We start from the raw sequence: 18,906 nt of genomic DNA on the forward strand, positions 1-18,906 counted from the left end.
CCGTTGTTCAAAGGCATAAAAAAAACGCCAGCAGAGCTGGCGTTTAACGGGGGTGTGAGGCTGATTACTTCTGGCTTACCAGGAATTTAACCACGTTCGCATAGTCTGCGACGAAATTATCCATAGAGCTGGTATCAAGACCGCCGTTGTTAACCATGTATTTGCCATTCACGAAAATAGCAGGCACACCACGCAGATCAACATCAGCAGCGGCTTTTTGCTGCTGCGCAACCAGCGCTTTTACGGCGAAGCTGTTCCAGGCTGCATCATAGTCCGCCGCAGAGATACCGGCCGCTTTGACAAAGGTCTCTTTCAGACTGGCAGGATCGGTGATGGTCTGCGTTTTCTGAATGCCATCGAAGATCGGTGCTGTCACTTTATCTTCAACGCCCAGCGCCATCGCGACAGCCCAGGCATGGGTCACGACCGGCCCCAGTTCTCCACCGAGAAAATCGACGTGGTATTTCACCATCTTAGTGTCAGCAGGCAGATTCTTTTTCACCGCGTCATTGACGTGATAAATACGTTCAAACTGATAGCAGTGCGGGCAGAAGAAGGAGAAGAACTCCATCACCTGAGGTTCGCCGGCCACAGGTTTAGGCAGACTCACATATTGTTTACCTTCAGTGAACTGGGCAGCAGATGCGCTGAATGCCAGCACTAAACCCATCAGTGCAAACCAAATTTTTTTCATCGTGAAAAATTCTCCTGACTACGTCATTAATATTGCGGTGTCAGCTGCAGAGGAGGTTCCTGCAACAGCTTCTCCTGCTCGGTAAAGAGTGAAATTTGCCTGCGCCAGAAATCTTCATCTGTCATCCAGGGGAAAGCGCGCGGAAAAGCGGGATCCTGCCAGCGTCGGACAACCCAGGCCAGATAATAAACCATGCGCATGGCGCGTAAAGGTTCAATCAGTGACAATTCATTAATATCAAAATCACTGAACTCACTGTACGCCTCCAGCAGTATATCCCATTGAATACGCTGTTCCTGACGATCGCCGCTGATCAGCATCCAGAGATCCTGCACGGCCGGGCCATTACGGGCATCATCCAGATCGACAAACAGCGGTCCGTCACGCCACAGGATATTACCCGGATGGCAGTCGCCATGTAATCGTAGCGGCTGCCACGTGGTGTGCCACTGTTGTTGCAGCGTGTTTCCCAGCTTATCGATAGCCTGTAGCAGTGCGACTTTAAGCGATGCAGGCACTAACAGAGAGTGCTCCAGCACCTGCCGGGGTTCATGCAGATATTCATCCAGACCGATGGCAGGCCGATGCCTGAACAGCGCTTTACACCCGGTCTGATGAATGCGGCCCAGGAAGCGGCCTACCCACTCCATCTGATCTTCGTTGTCTGTCTCATATTGCCGTCCGCCCAGGCTGGGGAATACGGCAAAGAAGAAGCCAGCGTGACTGTGCAGTGTCTCACCCTTTAACCGCAGTGGCGCCGCGATGGGCACTTCGTCAGCCAGCAGATCAAGTGCGTACTGATGTTCTTCAGCAATCTGTTCGGCACGCCAGCGCTGTGGTCGATAAAACTTCGCAACATAGCGGCGTTTTTCGTCGTCGCTGAATTGATAAACCCTGTTCTCGTAGCTGTTCAGGGCTGTCAGACCCGATTCGACGCGAATTCCTGTTTCCCAGAGCGCATCAAGCAACACGTCGGGATTCAATGTCTGGAAGTTAAAAGCAGCGTCGCTCATCATGTTACCTGTAGTTGCCCTTGCAAATAGCAGCCAAGGATAACACTACTCGTCCTGTTTAATGACACCCCGTGCGCGGAGCAGTGCTGTTTTGAAATCAACTTCATAATCTTTTTTCAGGCCTGGTATCTCATCATCGCTGGCTGAGTCACGCATCTTGAGATGGTAAATTAATACATCATCGGTTAATTCACTTAACGGGCCACGGAAACCAGATTCCTGAGCCAGTTTCTGCAAAAATGTGACCAGATTAAGATCAGGCTCTTTTTGCCAGGCGGGTTGCAGCAACGCGATTAACTCGTTTAAACGATGGCATTTCATTCAGATTTCTCCTTTCACAGTGCGTCATCAGCGAGGGCACAGTCATGACAATATTAACCGGCATCATTCTGGCCGGTGGTCAGGGCCGCCGTATGGGTGGTCAGGACAAAGGGTTAGTACAGCTGGATGGCAGGCCGCTTTATCAGCATGTCCTTGAACGGCTCAGGCCACAAGTCGACATTGTCATGATTAATGCGAATCGTAATATTGATCGCTATCAGTTAAGCGGATGTCGGGTTATTCAGGATGTTTTTGATGATTATCCCGGTCCGCTGGCCGGGATCTACAGTGGGTTGCTCGCCATCGATGGTGAATGGGCCGCTTTTTGCTCCTGCGATACGCCTGCAATACCTCTCTACTTCGTCGAAAAACTGGTCGATCAACGCGGTGAGGCGCCGGCAGTCTGGGTACGTTCACAGTCGCGCGATCATCCTACGCTGGCGCTGATTCATCGGGAGATGGCTGCACCTCTTTATGACTATCTTCAGGCTGGAGAACGACGTCTTATGCATTTTCTGCGCGACCACGGTGGCCATGCTGTCCGGATGGATGAGGATGAGGCTGCCTTCCGCAATATCAATACGCCTGATGACCTGAACAACAGAGGCTGACATGTCATTACCTATACTTGCCATTGTGGGCTGGAGTGGAACCGGGAAAACGACGCTATTGCAGCAGGTGATACCGATTCTCGGCGATAAAGGTATCCGCGCAGGATTGATTAAACATACCCATCATCAGATGGATGTGGATACGCCAGGCAAAGATAGCTATCTGCTCAGAAAAGCGGGTGCCAGTCAGGTAATATTGGCCAGTTCAGAGCGATGGGCATTGATGTGTGAGACGCCGGAAAAGCAGTCGATTAATCTGCCTTATCTGCTCAGCCGCATGGATCACGCTACGCTTGAGGTCGTGCTGGTCGAAGGCTTCAAAGATGAACCCGTACCTAAAATTGTTTTATGGCGGGCCGGGATCAAGGGTGGGATCGAGGAACTGCTTGATGAGCAGGTAATCGCTGTCGCCAGCGACCAGAAATTAACGCTGAACGTGCCAGTTCTGGATATAAATCGTCCGGACAGCGTTGCAGACTTCATTGCCGACTGGCTTGAGAAACGCTGAAATGGATGTTGTGATGCAGTTTTTCACGATCTGCAGACGTAAAAAAGCCCCGCACTTCCGTGCGGGGCTTCTTCACTTATTTAATGCCTGGCAGTTCCCTACTCTCGCATGGGGAGACCCCACACTACCATCGGCGCTACGGCGTTTCACTTCTGAGTTCGGCATGGGGTCAGGTGGGACCACCGCGCTAAAGCCGCCAGGCAAATTCTTTGTGCTCTGTCCTGTGTCTTTTGTGCTGATGCTGCGTTGGCCGCCCTCGCGCTACTCCGTCACATACTTCAGTATGCTCCTTCGTATCGCTCGGTTGCCGCCTTGCCTCAGCGCAAAATCCTTCGGACTTCAGTCCGCAGGACACAACTGTATCCGGTTAACAAGCTGAAAACCTGTCTCTCAAAAACGCCTCTGGCGTTGTAAGGTTAAGCCTCACGGGTCATTAGTACCGGTTAGCTCAACGCATCGCTGCGCTTACACACCCGGCCTATCAACGTCGTAGTCTTCAACGTCCCTTCAGGACTCTCAAGGAGTCAGGGAGAACTCATCTCGGGGCAAGTTTCGTGCTTAGATGCTTTCAGCACTTATCTTTTCCGCACTTAGCTACCGGGCAATGCCATTGGCATGACAACCCGAACACCAGTGGTGCGTTCACTCCGGTCCTCTCGTACTAGGAGCAACCCCCCTCAATTCTCCAGCGCCCACGGCAGATAGGGACCGAACTGTCTCACGACGTTCTAAACCCAGCTCGCGTACCACTTTAAACGGCGAACAGCCGTACCCTTGGGACCTACTTCAGCCCCAGGATGTGATGAGCCGACATCGAGGTGCCAAACACCGCCGTCGATATGAACTCTTGGGCGGTATCAGCCTGTTATCCCCGGAGTACCTTTTATCCGTTGAGCGATGGCCCTTCCATTCAGAACCACCGGATCACTATGACCTGCTTTCGCACCTGCTCGAGCCGTCACTCTCGCAGTCAAGCCAGCTTATGCCATTGCACTAACCTCACGATGTCCGACCGTGATTAGCTGACCTTCGTGCTCCTCCGTTACTCTTTAGGAGGAGACCGCCCCAGTCAAACTACCCACCAGACACTGTCCGCAGCCCGGATCACGGGCCTACGTTAGAACATCAAACATTAAAGGGTGGTATTTCAAGGTTGGCTCCACGCAGACTGGCGTCCGCGCTTCAAAGCCTCCCACCTATCCTACACATCAAGGCTCAATGTTCAGTGTCAAGCTGTAGTAAAGGTTCACGGGGTCTTTCCGTCTTGCCGCGGGTACACTGCATCTTCACAGCGAGTTCAATTTCACTGAGTCTCGGGTGGAGACAGCCTGGCCATCATTACGCCATTCGTGCAGGTCGGAACTTACCCGACAAGGAATTTCGCTACCTTAGGACCGTTATAGTTACGGCCGCCGTTTACCGGGGCTTCGATCAAGAGCTTCTCCTTACGGATAACCCCATCAATTAACCTTCCGGCACCGGGCAGGCGTCACACCGTATACGTCCACTTTCGTGTTTGCACAGTGCTGTGTTTTTAATAAACAGTTGCAGCCAGCTGGTATCTTCGACTGGCTTCGGCTCGGGGAGCAGGTCCCTCCACCTACGCGCCAGCGTGCCTTCTCCCGAAGTTACGGCACCATTTTGCCTAGTTCCTTCACCCGAGTTCTCTCAAGCGCCTTGGTATTCTCTACCTGACCACCTGTGTCGGTTTGGGGTACGATTCTGTGTTACCTGATGCTTAGAGGCTTTTCCTGGAAGCTGGGCATTTATCACTTCAGCACCGTAGTGCCTCGTCGTCACGCCTCAGCGTTAACAAGCGTCCGGATTTACCTGGACACTCCGCCTACACGCTTAAACCGGGACAACCGTCGCCCGGCTGATATAGCCTTCTCCGTCCCCCCTTCGCAGTAACACCGAGTACAGGAATATTAACCTGTTTCCCATCGACTACGCCTTTCGGCCTCGCCTTAGGGGTCGACTCACCCTGCTCCGATTAACGTTGAACAGGAACCCTTGGTCTTCCGGCGAGCGGGCTTTTCACCCGCTTTATCGTTACTTATGTCAGCATTCGCACTTCTGATACCTCCAGCATGCCTCACAGCACACCTTCGACGGCTTACAGAACGCTCCCCTACCCAACAACGCATAAGCGTCGCTGCCGCAGCTTCGGTGCATGGTTTAGCCCCGTTACATCTTCCGCGCAGGCCGACTCGACCAGTGAGCTATTACGCTTTCTTTAAATGATGGCTGCTTCTAAGCCAACATCCTGGCTGTCTGTGCCTTCCCACATCGTTTCCCACTTAACCATGACTTTGGGACCTTAGCTGGCGGTCTGGGTTGTTTCCCTCTTCACGACGGACGTTAGCACCCGCCGTGTGTCTCCCGTGATAACATTCTTCGGTATTCGCAGTTTGCATCGGGTTGGTAAGCCGGGATGGCCCCCTAGCCGAAACAGTGCTCTACCCCCGAAGATGAGTTCACGAGGCGCTACCTAAATAGCTTTCGGGGAGAACCAGCTATCTCCCGGTTTGATTGGCCTTTCACCCCCAGCCACAGGTCATCCGCTAATTTTTCAACATTAGTCGGTTCGGTCCTCCAGTTAGTGTTACCCAACCTTCAACCTGCCCATGGCTAGATCACCGGGTTTCGGGTCTATACCCTGCAACTTAACGCCCAGTTAAGACTCGGTTTCCCTGCGGCTCCCCTATACGGTTAACCTTGCTACAGAATATAAGTCGCTGACCCATTATACAAAAGGTACGCAGTCACCCCCATAAAGAAGGCTCCCACTGCTTGTACGTACACGGTTTCAGGTTCTGTTTCACTCCCCTCGCCGGGGTTCTTTTCGCCTTTCCCTCACGGTACTGGTTCACTATCGGTCAGTCAGGAGTATTTAGCCTTGGAGGATGGTCCCCCCATATTCAGACAGGATACCACGTGTCCCGCCTTACTCATCGAGCTCACAGCTTGTGTGCTTTTGTGTACGGGAGTATCACCCTGTACCCTGCGACTTTCCAGACGCTTCCACTAACACACAAACTGATTCAGGCTCTGGGCTGCTCCCCGTTCGCTCGCCGCTACTGGGGGAATCTCGGTTGATTTCTTTTCCTCGGGGTACTTAGATGTTTCAGTTCCCCCGGTTCGCCTTGCAGCACTATGTATTCATGCTGCAATGATGCACAGAGTGCACCGGGTTTCCCCATTCGGACATCGACGGCTGTAGCGGTTCATATCACCTTACCGTCGCTTTACGCAGATTAGCACGTCCTTCATCGCCTCTGACTGCCTGGGCATCCACCGTGTACGCTTAGTCGCTTAACCTCACAACCCACAGGCGTTTTACAACGCTGCGAATTGCAAGCATTTGAGAGACTCGAACGCATCGCCAAGTCATTCCTTAATTACGGAGGAATGACGCGCTGCGTCGTTTCAATTTTCAGCTTGTTCCGGATTGTTAAAGAGCAAATATCTCAAACGCGGCCCGGCTGCTTACGCAACCAAATCGGTTTTGAGATACTGTATGGAGACACCTTTCACCTGTCACCAAGCAGGTGGCGTCCCCTAGGGGATTCGAACCCCTGTTGCCGCCGTGAAAGGGCGGAGTCCTAACCGCTAGACGAAGGGGACACAAAAGTGTCACGACTTCGCAGCCGTCCTGCTCATTACTTTTTATCAGACAATCTGTGTGGACACTGCGCGGGAAGGTATCTTCAGGTAAGGAGGTGATCCAACCGCAGGTTCCCCTACGGTTACCTTGTTACGACTTCACCCCAGTCATGAATCACAAAGTGGTAAGCGCCCTCCCGAAGGTTAAGCTACCTACTTCTTTTGCAACCCACTCCCATGGTGTGACGGGCGGTGTGTACAAGGCCCGGGAACGTATTCACCGTGGCATTCTGATCCACGATTACTAGCGATTCCGACTTCACGGAGTCGAGTTGCAGACTCCGATCCGGACTACGACGCACTTTGTGAGGTCCGCTTGCTCTCGCGAGGTCGCTTCTCTTTGTATGCGCCATTGTAGCACGTGTGTAGCCCTACTCGTAAGGGCCATGATGACTTGACGTCATCCCCACCTTCCTCCGGTTTATCACCGGCAGTCTCCTTTGAGTTCCCGACCGAATCGCTGGCAACAAAGGATAAGGGTTGCGCTCGTTGCGGGACTTAACCCAACATTTCACAACACGAGCTGACGACAGCCATGCAGCACCTGTCTCACGGTTCCCGAAGGCACTAAGGCATCTCTGCCAAATTCCGTGGATGTCAAGAGTAGGTAAGGTTCTTCGCGTTGCATCGAATTAAACCACATGCTCCACCGCTTGTGCGGGCCCCCGTCAATTCATTTGAGTTTTAACCTTGCGGCCGTACTCCCCAGGCGGTCGACTTAACGCGTTAGCTCCGGAAGCCACTCCTCAAGGGAACAACCTCCAAGTCGACATCGTTTACGGCGTGGACTACCAGGGTATCTAATCCTGTTTGCTCCCCACGCTTTCGCACCTGAGCGTCAGTCTTTGTCCAGGGGGCCGCCTTCGCCACCGGTATTCCTCCAGATCTCTACGCATTTCACCGCTACACCTGGAATTCTACCCCCCTCTACAAGACTCAAGCCTGCCAGTTTCAAATGCAGTTCCCAGGTTAAGCCCGGGGATTTCACATCTGACTTAACAGACCGCCTGCGTGCGCTTTACGCCCAGTAATTCCGATTAACGCTTGCACCCTCCGTATTACCGCGGCTGCTGGCACGGAGTTAGCCGGTGCTTCTTCTGCGGGTAACGTCAATCGACAGGGTTATTAACCCCGTCGCCTTCCTCCCCGCTGAAAGTACTTTACAACCCGAAGGCCTTCTTCATACACGCGGCATGGCTGCATCAGGCTTGCGCCCATTGTGCAATATTCCCCACTGCTGCCTCCCGTAGGAGTCTGGACCGTGTCTCAGTTCCAGTGTGGCTGGTCATCCTCTCAGACCAGCTAGGGATCGTCGCCTAGGTGGGCCATTACCCCGCCTACTAGCTAATCCCATCTGGGTTCATCCGATAGTGAGAGGCCCGAAGGTCCCCCTCTTTGGTCTTGCGACGTTATGCGGTATTAGCCACCGTTTCCAGTGGTTATCCCCCTCTATCGGGCAGATCCCCAGACATTACTCACCCGTCCGCCACTCGTCACCCAAGGAGCAAGCTCCTCTGTGCTACCGTCCGACTTGCATGTGTTAGGCCTGCCGCCAGCGTTCAATCTGAGCCATGATCAAACTCTTCAATTTAAGTTTGATTTGCTTAAACAAGTTAAGCGGTGCTCATCTGTAAAACGTCATAATGAATTTCATTATGTGTTCACTCGTGAGGCTTGATATTTTTTTACGTCCGGAGACGCTGATATCAATCCTGCGAGTGCCCACACAGATTGTCTGATAAATTGTTAAAGAGCAGTGCGAACAGTGCGTTAGCGTCCTGTCGCGAGGTGGCGTATATTACGCTTTCCTCCTGCAGAGTCAACCTCTTTCTCAAAAGTTTTTCTCCGGCGGCGCAGTCTCCTGTGCCTCTCAACCCGCTTCCCGTTGCCGGTGTTCCGTGTCGATGGAGGCGCATTATAGGGAGTTTCCGCGGGCTGACAAGCGTTTCTTTGAATTAATTTGCTGAGCGCATCTTTTTTAAACGAACGGCTTAAAAAGAGACGTTTCATGACGGAATAACGCACAAAAATCGCCATTAAACGTTGTAAAGAGACCTGCCGTTGCTTAATGCGGGTGCTATTATTTTGCTTCTTCTCGCAGGATAACCCCAGGAAGGATACTCAATGATAAAATCCGCGCGCAGCATGGCTGGTTTGCCATGGATAGCTGCCATGGCCTTTTTCATGCAGTCACTCGACGCCACCATACTGAATACTGCCCTGCCCGCTATCGCCACCAGCCTCGACCGTTCTCCTCTGGCCATGCAATCCGCCGTCATCAGTTACACCCTGACTGTCGCTATGTTGATTCCGGTCAGTGGCTGGCTCGCCGATCGCTACGGCACGCGCAAGGTATTTATCGTTGCCGTTTCGCTGTTCACCCTAGGCTCGCTGGCTTGTGCACTTTCTCCCACACTCCAGGTACTGGTCATCTCGCGCATCATACAGGGCGTCGGTGGCGCAATGATGATGCCGGTCGCGCGACTGGCGCTGTTACGCGCCTATCCGCGCAGTGAGCTGTTGCCGGTGCTCAACTTTGTCACCATGCCGGGATTAGTTGGCCCGATACTGGGGCCAATGCTGGGCGGCGTGCTGGTGACCTACGCGACCTGGCACTGGATTTTCCTGATTAATATCCCGATTGGCATTCTCGGCATTATCTACGCACGCAAATATATGCCGGACTTCACCACGCCGAAGCGCCGCTTCGACTTTTTCGGCTTCTTACTGTTTGGGGCCGGACTGGTGATGATCTCGATTGGGATTGAGCTGTTTGGCGAGCGGATTGTTTCCGCCTGGCTGGCGGGCGGGATATTACTCAGCGGGATTGTGCTTTTGCTTCTTTATATAGTGCATGCCCGAAATCACCCTTCGCCACTGATCAATCTGCCGATGTTTAAAACCCGGACGTTCTCAGTGGGCATCGGTGGCAACATCGCGTCACGTCTTGGCACCGGTTGTGTGCCCTTTTTGATGCCGCTCATGTTGCAGGTCGGCTTTGGCTATTCAGCGATTATCGCGGGCTGCATGATGGCACCCATCGCCATTGGTTCAATACTGGCGAAGTCGACGGTGACGCAACTGCTGCGCTGGCTGGGTTACCGCCGCCTGCTGGTTGGCATTACCGCCATTATTGGCATTCTGATCGCCAGCTTCTCTCTGCAGTCGCCCGCTGAAAGCATCATTGTGCTCTTACTTCCGCTGTTTATTCTCGGCATGGCCATGTCTACGCAGTTTACCGCCATGAATACCATCACCCTGGCCGATCTGAATGATGATAACGCCAGCGGCGGTAACAGCGTGCTGGCCGTGACTCAGCAGCTAGCGATCAGTTTTGGTGTGGCCGTCAGCGCCGCGGTGCTGCGCTTCTACCAGGAGTTTGAAACCAGCACCATTTCACAGTTCCACGCCACGTTTATGACCATGGGCGTGGTAACAGTACTGTCGGCGCTGACCTTTATGCTGCTGAAAAACGGCGATGGCCGTAATCTGATCAGTAATCGCGACAAAAAGAAAAAGCGCTAAACCGATCCACGCACCACCAGTTCCGGCGTCAGCACCAGCGTTTGCTGACTGGCGTCGGGATTGCTGAGACGATGGAGCAGGGTGTCTATCGCCAGTTCACCCAGCGCATCTTTCGGTTGATGAATGGTACTCAGTGGCGGAGTGAGATAGCGCGCCAGTTCGATATCGTCATATCCCATTACCGCCATCTGCTGCGGAACCTGCATGCCGGCCTGGTAAAGTGCGTGATAAACGCCCACCGCCATGGCATCGTTGCTGGTGAAAACCGCTTCCGGCGGCGTTTCCAGCGCCAGCAGTTCGACCATACCGTTGTAGCCTCCCTGGAATTCAAAATCACCATTCACCACATAGCCGGGCAGAATCGCCAGGCCACTCTTTGTCATGGCGTTGCGATAACCTTCCAGGCGCATACGAGCCGGGGTTTTATCCTGTGGACCGGCGATACAGGCGATGCGGGTATAACCACTGTCGATAAGATGCTGAGTCGCCAGCTCCCCGCCCAGCAGCGCGTTATCCTGAATAATGTCACCACGGCCTTCAAACGGCGCCCAGTCCATCATAACGGCAGGTATAGAGGGATAACGGTTCAGAATGTCGGCCGAGGGCAGGTGACTTTCCGTACACATGATCAATAAACCGTCGACGCGCTTCTGCATCAGCGTTTCCAGGCTGCGGTTCATCCGCTCTTCATCACCTGCCGTGTTACAGAGAATCAGGCTGTAGCCACGCTGATAGCAGCTCTCCTCCACACCCCGCACCACTTCGGCATAAAATGGGTTACTACTGGTGGTCAGCAGCATACCGATCGTGTGCGTCTGATTGATTTTCAGACTGCGCGCCAGCGCAGAGGGGGCGTAATTCAGATGGCGGATGGCCTGCTCAACTTTTTCGCGCACGCCTTCACTAACAAAGCGATTGTTATTGATAACGTGCGAGACAGTGGAGGTAGAGACGCCCGCCAGGCGAGCGACATCTTTCATGGTGCTCAAATGCTTAGCCCTGCTGCTGCAAAAATTCATCGATCTCCGCGCGCCACGGCACGGAGGGCTGCGCACCCGAGCGGGTAACGGCGATAGCAGCGGCGGCATGGGCAAACCGCACCGCGTCATACATCGTTTTCTGCTCCAGTCGCGCGGTAATAAAGGCGCCATTAAAGGTGTCGCCCGCCGCGATGGTGTCGATAGCTTTAACGCTGAAGCCAGCAATACGCTGACCGTCTCCCTGCTCGCTCAGCCAGACACCGCGGCGACCCAGAGTAATCAGAACCGTGCCGATACCTTTCGCATGCAGTACTGCCGCAGCGCGGGCGGCATCTTCATCGTTGCTGACCGCAATGCCGGTCAGACTCTCGGCTTCGGTTTCATTCGGGGTAATAATGTCGATCAACGCCAGCAGTTCATCTGAGAGCTGGGTGGCGGGTGCAGGATTGAGAATAACCTGCGTCTGATGCTGTCGGGCAAGCGTCGCGGCGGCCAGCACACTTTCCAGCGGTGATTCCAGCTGCATTAATAGTGCATCGGCGTCGGCGATAACCTGCTGATGGCGTGTCACGCAGGCGGGTGTTAACGCCGCGTTTGCACCGGAGTAGATGCCGATGTTGTTCTCACCGTCACCATTGACGAAAATCATCGCCACGCCGGTTGACTCACCCTCGACCACTTCGACTGGCGTGGTATCAATATTGTCCTGGGCCAGTTGCTGACGAACACGTTCACCAATGTCGTCAGCGCCCACACAGGCGATAAATGCGATATCGGCACCAGCACGACCGGCGGCGACAGCCTGATTCGCACCCTTACCGCCAAACGCAATCTGATAATTCTGCCCGATCACCGTTTCACCGGGACGAGGAAAGTGCGCCAGATTAAGGATGTGGTCAGCGTTAATGCTGCCAAGAACGGCCAGTTTTGCGTTTTTGCTCATTAGGGGAGTCCGGAATAAGTGCGCCACCAGGAGGGTGGCGCAGTGCCCTGCTTTTCTTTGAGTTATTGAGTGACCAGCTTCAGGTCGACCGGATTGATCGCCTTCACTTTTTCACCCTTCAGCACTTTATCAGCGGTATCTACGCCGATCATGCCAATTTTGTCTGGCATCTGTGCCACGGTCGCGGACAGTTTGCCACCTTCTACCGCTTTAACGCCATCAGCAGTACCGTCAAAACCAACGACGATCACACCAGTTTTACCGGCGGTCTGCAGCGCACGCAGTGCACCCAGTGCCATTTCGTCGTTCTGAGCGAATACGGCCTGAACGTCCGGGTGTGCCTGAAGCAGGTTCTGCATGACGTTCAGACCTTTGGTACGGTCAAAATCGGCAGGCTGGCTGGCGAGGATCTGGAATTTATGCGCATCAGCGGCCTGTTTGAAGCCTTCGCCACGCTCACGGGCGGCAGAAGTCCCGGCAATGCCCTGCAGTTCAATAATTTTGGCGCTTTCGCCGACTTTTTTGGCGATGAAGTCGCCGGCCATTTTACCGCCGAAACGGTTATCGGAGGCGACGTGGCTGACAACGGTGCCCTGTGCCGCAACGCGATCCAGCGTGATCACCGGGATGTTCGCCTGGTTAGCCATCTTCACCGCATTGCCCACAGCATCAGAGTCGGTTGGGTTGATCAGCAGCAATTTGGTGCCGCGAACAGTCAGATCCTGCACGTTAGCCAGCTCTTTCGCCGGGTTGTTCTGTGAATCCAGCACCACCAGGTTGTAGCCCAGCTTGTCCGCTTCTTTCTGCGCACCCTCTTTCAGCGAAACAAAGAACGGGTTATTCAGGGTTGAAACCACCAGCGCGATAGTATCTTTGGCCATAGCGCTGGTACTGAGCGTTGCGCCAAGGATCACGGCCAGTGCGGTTAACTTTTTCATCATGTCATCCTGTGTAAGGTCAGAGTTATTTACTGCTTTTATTATCTACCAGCACCGCCAGCAGGATTACTACCGCCTTAACGATCATCTGGTAGTACGAAGAGACGCCCATCAGGTTCAGGCCGTTGTTCAGGAAGCCGAGAATCAGCGCGCCAATCAGGGTGCCGAAAATACGGCCCTTACCGCCTGCCAGGCTGGTTCCGCCCAGCACGACCGCAGCAATCGCATCCAGCTCATAGCCGGTACCCGCTGTCGGCTGTGCCGAAGAAAGGCGCGCCACTTCAATGGTGCCTGCCAGCGCCGCCAGCATGCCACTCAGTGAATAGACGATGATTTTGACGCGATTCACATTGATGCCGGAGAGACGCGTTGCCGCTTCATTACCGCCAAGCGCATAGATATAGCGACCCAGACGGGTGTGCTGCAGCATGTACCAGGCAGCAATAAAGACCAGCGCCATCAGCCAGACCGGCGCAGGGATACCCAGCGGACGACCAATACCAAACCAGCCCAGCAGATCGGCATTGGCATTAAAACCCGTGTTTACCGGACTGCCATCGGTGTAGACCATGGTGACACCACGCAGCAGCAGCATCATGACCAGCGTGGCGATAAACGCCTGCACTTTGCCGCGCGCCACAATGGTGCCGGTCAGGGCACCGATTGCCGCTCCCAGCGCCAGCGACGCCGCCACCGCGACCAGGGCATTGACCTCCATACCCACCAGCGACGCACCTACCGCGCCCGTCAGGGCCAGCAGCGATCCTACAGAGAGGTCGATACCAGAAGTCAGGATCACCAGCGTCATCCCGACCGCCATAATGGCGTTAACCGAGGTCTGCTGCAGAATGTTGAACAGGTTCGCCACGGTAAAGAAGTTCGGGCTCTGGCTGGCCACCACGGCGATCAGCACCATCAGCGCAATCAGTGACTTCTGTTCCAGTAGCCAGCTTTTGCTAAACCAGCGACGGCTGGCAGGTAAAGTTTGGGTCGTCATACCACTAAATCCTCGCTGTGTTGCTTGCCTACGGCGGCTGCCATCAGGCTCTCCTGAGTGGCTTCTTCTCGGGTAAATTCGCCGCTGATACGGCCTTCATGCATCACCAGAATCCGATCGCTCATGCCCAGCACTTCCGGCATTTCCGATGAGACCAGAATGATGCTCAGCCCTTCGGCTTTAAACTGGTTAATCAGTTGATAGATCTCTTTCTTCGCGCCGACATCCACACCGCGTGTCGGTTCATCCAGAATCAGTACGTTAGGCCGGGTCATCAGCCCGCGGGCAATCGCCACTTTCTGCTGGTTGCCGCCCGAAAGCAGACCAATGGGCTGCTCCATTGAAGGCGTTTTAACGTTAAACAGCCGGATAAAGTCGCCCACGGCCAGCTGCTCTGCCGCATGTTTCAGCGTGCCGCTGCCGTGACTGAAATAGCCTAACGCTGTCAGCGACATGTTCTCTTTTACTGACATGCCCAGCACCAGGCCATCGCGCTTACGATCTTCGGAGATATAGACGATGCCGTTAGCCAGCCCATCCTGCGGTGAGCGCGTCACCACTTCCCGACCATTGAGCCACAGTGTGCCTTCGCGACGCGGCAGGGCGCCGTAAAGCACCTTCATCAGTTCGGTACGGCCCGCGCCCATCAAGCCAGACACGCCGAGAATTTCACCTTTGCGCAGGCTGAAACTGACGTTATCCACGCCCGGTCCGCTGACGTTTTCCACTTTCAGCCGCACGTCGCCTGGTGCCTGATTAATATGGGGATATTGATCTTCCAGCTTACGGCCGACCATCATCTCGATCAGGCTCTCTTCAGTCAGCTCGCTGACCGGGCGTTCAGCAATAAACTGACCGTCGCGGAACACCGTGACGTCATCGCAGATCTCAAAGATCTCTTTCATGCGATGCGAGATATAGACGATGCCGCAGCCCTGCGCTTTCAGTTCGTTGATCACCCGGAACAGCGACAGCGTTTCGGTATCAGTCAGCGCATCGGTCGGCTCATCCATGATGATCACCTGCGACTCAAAGCTCAGGACTTTGGCGATTTCGACCATCTGCTGATCGCCAATCGACAAATCCCCCACCAGCTTGTGGCTGTTGAAGCGCAGATTAAGCCGTTTAAGCAGCGCATCGGCTTCGGCATACATGCGCGGCCACTGGATACGGCCAAAACGGCTGACATATTCGCGGCCGAGAAAAATATTCTCCGCCACGGTTAATTGAGGGATCAGGTTCAGTTCCTGATGAATGATGCCAATACCCGCTTCCTGAGACGCTTTCGGCCCGCTGAAACGGGTCTCTTTGCCCAGCCAGCGCAGCGTACCGGCATCATATTGATAGATGCCGGTCAGCACTTTCATCATGGTGGACTTGCCTGCGCCGTTCTCGCCCACCAGCGCCATCACGCGTCCTGCCCGGACATTCAGCGACGCCCCCTTGAGGGCTTTCACACCCGGAAAAGATTTTTCAATGCCGTCGAGTTGCAGTAAAGGTTGCATAGCGGCCTCAGAAGGTCACACCGGCGCTGAGGATGACATTCGCAAACGGAGAGCACTCTCCGCTGCGAATGACCGCCTGACTACGCTGCGTTTGTTGTTTGAATTGTTCATGACTGGTGTAGCTGATGGTGATGATATTCCCCTGGTGCTGTTGCAAGGCTTCGAGCACGGCGACAAGCGCGCTATGAAGTTGCGGATTATGCTGCTTAATCTCTTCCGCGATCAGGGCGCTCTCTACCTGCATCTCCAGTGCGACAGCATTAACCACCTGCATAAAATCGGGCGTACCCGGCGTGAGCGCTAAATCGATGCGCTGCGGTCCGGCCGGAATCGGCAAGCCTGCATCGGCAATCGTCAGCGTATCCGTGTGTCCCAGGCGGGCAATCACATGAGAGAGTTCAGCGTTTAACAAGCGACCTTTTTTCATCTTTTCACTCCACAGCGAAACGTTTCGCTGTCAGGAGTGTATGAAAAGCCGCCATCAACTCAACCGGCAAAGAAGAAATCTGTGATCGCTATCGAAACGTTTCGCTCACGCGGGGAGAAATTTGTATTAAGTCGGGGGACGGGCTGAAAAAAGGGCCGCGAACGCGGCCCCGGAGGAGAGGATTAAGGCAGTTTCTTAACCTGCTTAACGTCCATCTCAATGCTGTTGAAATCTTTATCCAGTTCACCTGTCAGCTCGACGTTGTCTTTAGGTGAGATAGTCTGGCCGTTCCAGTGCTTGTGGTCGATTTCGACTTTCATGGTGCCGGTCTGGTCGCGGAACAGATAATCTTCGTTGCCGATCTGTTTCTCCAGCTTACCGCGCACGGTGACCCAGCTGTCATCTTTCATCTCTTCAGCCTGCTTTACGGTCACCACACTGGTGTGATCGGCACTGAAACCACCCTGACCGGCTGCTGCCTGCGTCTGTGCGGCTGGCGCACTGGGATCAACAAATCCACCCTGCTGTGCAGCGAAAACCGGGGCGGAAGCCAGCATTACGACGGCCAGAATTGCAGCGTGCTTTTTCATTTTGTCACCTCTTTTCCATGATGTGGTTCGTCTTGTTGAGCTTAGTTGACCATAAAGTTCTTAACAGCTTCTTAAGAGGCAAAAATAAGCTATTTTCGCCGAAATCAGCTGTACAAGCAGGAAGTTGCTTCGTATAAAGCGCTATCGGAACAGGGAGACGTGATGCGTATTTTACTGATTGAAGATGATCGTTTAATTGGCGACGGTATCAAGGCGGGGCTGAGTAAACTGGGCTTCAGTGTTGACTGGTTTACCTCTGGTGAGGCGGGCTTTAACGCGCTGGAGGCCGCGCCCTGGGATGCGGTGATCCTGGATCTCTCACTGCCCGAGCGGGATGGGCTCGATATTCTGCGGCAGTGGCGACAGCAGGGCAAAGATGTACCGGTACTGATACTGACCGCACGCGATGCGCTCGATCAGCGGGTCGAAGGCCTGCAACTGGGAGCCGACGACTATCTGTGTAAACCCTTTGCCTTAACCGAAGTGGCTGCTCGCTTACAGGCGCTGATCCGCCGCCGTCATGGCCAGCTGCAGCCCGAACTCCGGCACGGTAATGTGGTGCTGATCCCCGGCAGCCATAGTGTGATGCGCGAAGGTGAGGCGATTGCGCTGAAAAGCCGTGAACTGGCGCTGCTGGAACTGTTTATGCGAAACACGGGCCGGGTGCTGACACGCAGCCAGCTGGAAGAGAAGCTCTACAACTGGGACGCCGATGTCTCCAGCAATGCGGTAGAGGTTCACATTCATCATCTGCGTAAAAAACTGGGCAGCCAATTTATCCGCACGCTGCACGGCGTCGGTTATACCCTGGGAGACGCTGAATGCGATCAATGAGCCTGTTTCTGCGGCTGGGTATCGGTTTTGTGCTGCTGCTCGGGATCTGCTGGGCCAGCGCCAGCCTGAGTGCCTGGCATCAGACACGTGAAACCCTTGATGAGCTCTTCGATACCCAGCAGATGCTGCTGGCAAAGCGTCTGCTGACGCTGGATTTCTCCTCGCTGGACAACGCCACTCTGCCTAAAACCAAAGAGATACTGCGCCACCATCGCGGCGATCAGGATGACGACGCCCTGGCCTTTGCCGTCTTCACGCGTGACGGCCGGCAGGTGATGAATGATGGTGACAATGGCCGCTACCTGCCGTTTGAGGCGGAGTATCAGGGATTTCATGAGGGCCAGCTCACCAATGATGACGATCGCTGGCGGTTTGTCTGGCTGACCACGCCCGACCAGCAGTTCCGGGTGGTGGTGGGTCAGGAGTCCGAATACCGTGACGACATGACGCGGGATCTGATGAAAGCCAGCATGTTGCCCTGGCTGATCGCGCTGCCCTTTATGTTGCTGCTGCTGATCGGTCTGGTCTGGTCTGAACTGCGCCCACTGAAGACGCTGGCACAGCAGCTGGCGCAGCGCGCGCCCGATGATGATACGCCGCTGCAGGCAGACCGCGTGCCGAAAGAGGTGCAACCGCTGATGGTTGCGCTCAACGGTCTGTTCAGCCGCATCAGCGCAATGATGCAGCGTGAACGGCGCTTTACCTCTGATGCCGCACATGAGCTGCGCAGTCCGCTGGCCGCGCTGCAGGTGCAAAGCGAGGTGATCCAGCTGACTGCGGATGATGAAGTGATGCGAAGCCATGCGCTGCAGCAACTGGATGCCGGCATTATCCGCGCAACCCGGCTGGTGGATCAGCTGCTGACGCTCTCACGGGTTGAAGCAGATGATGCACGCAGCGCCTTCGAAACGGTGGCGCTGAAACGCACGGTCCAGGAGACGCTGGCTGCACAGCTGCCGCTGGCGGATAAAACGGGTGTCACGCTGCGGCTGCATGCTGACGCCGATCCGCAGATTCAGGGGCATCCGCTGTTACTGTCATTGCTGGTGCGTAATCTGCTGGATAATGCCATTCGCTATACGCCAGCAGGCAGCGAAGTTAATGTGCGGCTTCAGGCGAATAGCCTGTCGGTAGAGGATAACGGCGAAGGTCTGAGTGCAGCCGATCTGCAACGGCTTGGTGAACGTTTCTGGCGACCGCCAGGTCAGGAGAAAAGCGGAAGCGGGCTGGGATTATCGATAGTCCGCAATATCGCCCAGTTGCACGGGATGCAGGTCAGCTTCAGCCAGCGCTCGGGCGGCGGATTATGCGTTATGCTGCGCTGGTCAGCGCCCGCCCCGTAAGGCGGGCGCTG

At 54.7% G+C, this 18,906-nt stretch carries 15 protein-coding genes, 1 tRNA gene and 3 rRNA genes; 5 read left to right on the plus strand and 14 right to left on the minus strand.

Features of this window, described 5'->3' with window-relative positions; translation table 11 throughout:
- Window positions 1-64: 64 nt before the first annotated feature.
- From dsbA to AC6I8B_RS19145, 3 genes are read right to left on the minus strand one after another with little or no spacing between them, the layout of a single operon-like run.
- Window positions 65-694: a thiol:disulfide interchange protein DsbA gene (gene dsbA, locus AC6I8B_RS19135; protein WP_010258458.1), complete on the minus strand. Its 630-nt coding sequence runs from the start codon at window positions 692-694 to the stop codon at window positions 65-67.
- A gap of 26 nt (window positions 695-720) precedes the next feature.
- Window positions 721-1,707, minus strand: a complete 987-nt coding sequence (locus tag AC6I8B_RS19140; RefSeq protein WP_033773175.1) for a serine/threonine protein kinase — start codon at window positions 1,705-1,707, stop codon at window positions 721-723.
- Window positions 1,708-1,752: 45 nt separating this feature from the next.
- A complete protein-coding gene (locus AC6I8B_RS19145) occupies window positions 1,753-2,028 on the minus strand; it encodes a YihD family protein (protein ID WP_003850728.1) in 276 nt (91 codons plus the stop codon).
- Window positions 2,029-2,072: 44 nt separating this feature from the next.
- Between AC6I8B_RS19145 and mobA the strand changes: the two genes are divergently transcribed.
- Entirely contained in the window at window positions 2,073-2,639 is a 567-nt protein-coding gene (gene mobA / locus AC6I8B_RS19150) for a molybdenum cofactor guanylyltransferase MobA (RefSeq protein WP_033781132.1), read from the plus strand.
- A gap of 1 nt (window position 2,640) precedes the next feature.
- Window positions 2,641-3,147, plus strand: a complete 507-nt coding sequence (gene mobB, locus AC6I8B_RS19155; protein WP_033759293.1) for a molybdopterin-guanine dinucleotide biosynthesis protein MobB — start codon at window positions 2,641-2,643, stop codon at window positions 3,145-3,147.
- A gap of 85 nt (window positions 3,148-3,232) precedes the next feature.
- Here mobB and rrf read toward each other — a convergent pair.
- The 4 genes from rrf to AC6I8B_RS19175 form a co-directional block, all read right to left on the minus strand.
- Window positions 3,233-3,348, minus strand: a 5S ribosomal RNA gene (gene rrf / locus AC6I8B_RS19160).
- 211 nt (window positions 3,349-3,559) lie between these two features.
- Window positions 3,560-6,468, minus strand: a 23S ribosomal RNA gene (locus AC6I8B_RS19165).
- Window positions 6,469-6,699: 231 nt separating this feature from the next.
- Window positions 6,700-6,774, minus strand: a tRNA-Glu gene (locus AC6I8B_RS19170).
- A gap of 88 nt (window positions 6,775-6,862) precedes the next feature.
- Window positions 6,863-8,404, minus strand: a 16S ribosomal RNA gene (locus AC6I8B_RS19175).
- The 16S, 23S and 5S rRNA genes sit together here with 1 tRNA gene alongside, the layout of an rRNA operon.
- Before the next feature lie 533 nt (window positions 8,405-8,937).
- On the opposite strand from AC6I8B_RS19175, the gene mdtD reads away from it, so the two are divergent.
- Window positions 8,938-10,338 carry a multidrug transporter subunit MdtD gene (gene mdtD, locus AC6I8B_RS19180; protein WP_010258829.1) on the plus strand — a complete coding sequence of 467 codons (1,401 nt, stop codon included), beginning with the start codon at window positions 8,938-8,940 and terminating at the stop codon, window positions 10,336-10,338.
- On the opposite strand, the gene rbsR is transcribed toward mdtD, so the two are convergent.
- The 7 genes from rbsR to AC6I8B_RS19215 form a co-directional block, all read right to left on the minus strand.
- Window positions 10,335-11,318 carry a ribose operon transcriptional repressor RbsR gene (rbsR, locus tag AC6I8B_RS19185; protein ID WP_033759297.1) on the minus strand — a complete coding sequence of 328 codons (984 nt, stop codon included), beginning with the start codon at window positions 11,316-11,318 and terminating at the stop codon, window positions 10,335-10,337. The two genes, mdtD and rbsR, sit on opposite strands and share 4 nt — an antisense overlap.
- A gap of 13 nt (window positions 11,319-11,331) precedes the next feature.
- The gene (rbsK, locus tag AC6I8B_RS19190) at window positions 11,332-12,261 is read right to left on the minus strand and encodes a ribokinase (RefSeq protein WP_187484595.1); all 930 of its coding nucleotides are present in this window, start codon (window positions 12,259-12,261) and stop codon (window positions 11,332-11,334) included.
- Window positions 12,262-12,323: 62 nt separating this feature from the next.
- Entirely contained in the window at window positions 12,324-13,199 is an 876-nt protein-coding gene (gene rbsB / locus AC6I8B_RS19195; protein ID WP_052270980.1) for a ribose ABC transporter substrate-binding protein RbsB, read from the minus strand.
- Between the two features lie 25 nt (window positions 13,200-13,224).
- Window positions 13,225-14,196: a ribose ABC transporter permease gene (rbsC, locus tag AC6I8B_RS19200; protein WP_010258841.1), complete on the minus strand. Its 972-nt coding sequence runs from the start codon at window positions 14,194-14,196 to the stop codon at window positions 13,225-13,227.
- Window positions 14,193-15,701: a ribose ABC transporter ATP-binding protein RbsA gene (rbsA, locus tag AC6I8B_RS19205; protein WP_022624782.1), complete on the minus strand. Its 1,509-nt coding sequence runs from the start codon at window positions 15,699-15,701 to the stop codon at window positions 14,193-14,195. The genes rbsC and rbsA overlap by 4 nt, the downstream gene beginning before the upstream one ends.
- 7 nt (window positions 15,702-15,708) lie before the next feature.
- The gene (gene rbsD / locus AC6I8B_RS19210; protein WP_003849483.1) at window positions 15,709-16,128 is read right to left on the minus strand and encodes a D-ribose pyranase; all 420 of its coding nucleotides are present in this window, start codon (window positions 16,126-16,128) and stop codon (window positions 15,709-15,711) included.
- 182 nt (window positions 16,129-16,310) lie between these two features.
- Window positions 16,311-16,718 (minus strand): YgiW/YdeI family stress tolerance OB fold protein, encoded by a 408-nt coding sequence (locus tag AC6I8B_RS19215; RefSeq protein ID WP_010258845.1) that lies wholly within the window; start codon window positions 16,716-16,718, stop codon window positions 16,311-16,313.
- Between the two features lie 162 nt (window positions 16,719-16,880).
- On the opposite strand from AC6I8B_RS19215, the gene qseB reads away from it, so the two are divergent.
- Complete coding sequence (gene qseB, locus AC6I8B_RS19220; RefSeq protein WP_111534714.1) at window positions 16,881-17,552, plus strand: quorum sensing response regulator transcription factor QseB; 672 nt, start codon at window positions 16,881-16,883, stop codon at window positions 17,550-17,552.
- A complete protein-coding gene (qseC, locus tag AC6I8B_RS19225) occupies window positions 17,540-18,895 on the plus strand; it encodes a quorum sensing histidine kinase QseC (RefSeq protein WP_191920566.1) in 1,356 nt (451 codons plus the stop codon). Before qseB ends, qseC begins: the two co-directional genes overlap by 13 nt.
- Window positions 18,896-18,906 lie beyond the last annotated feature (11 nt).

The organism is Pantoea sp. X-Soil-ISGK-285, assembly GCF_059730815.1.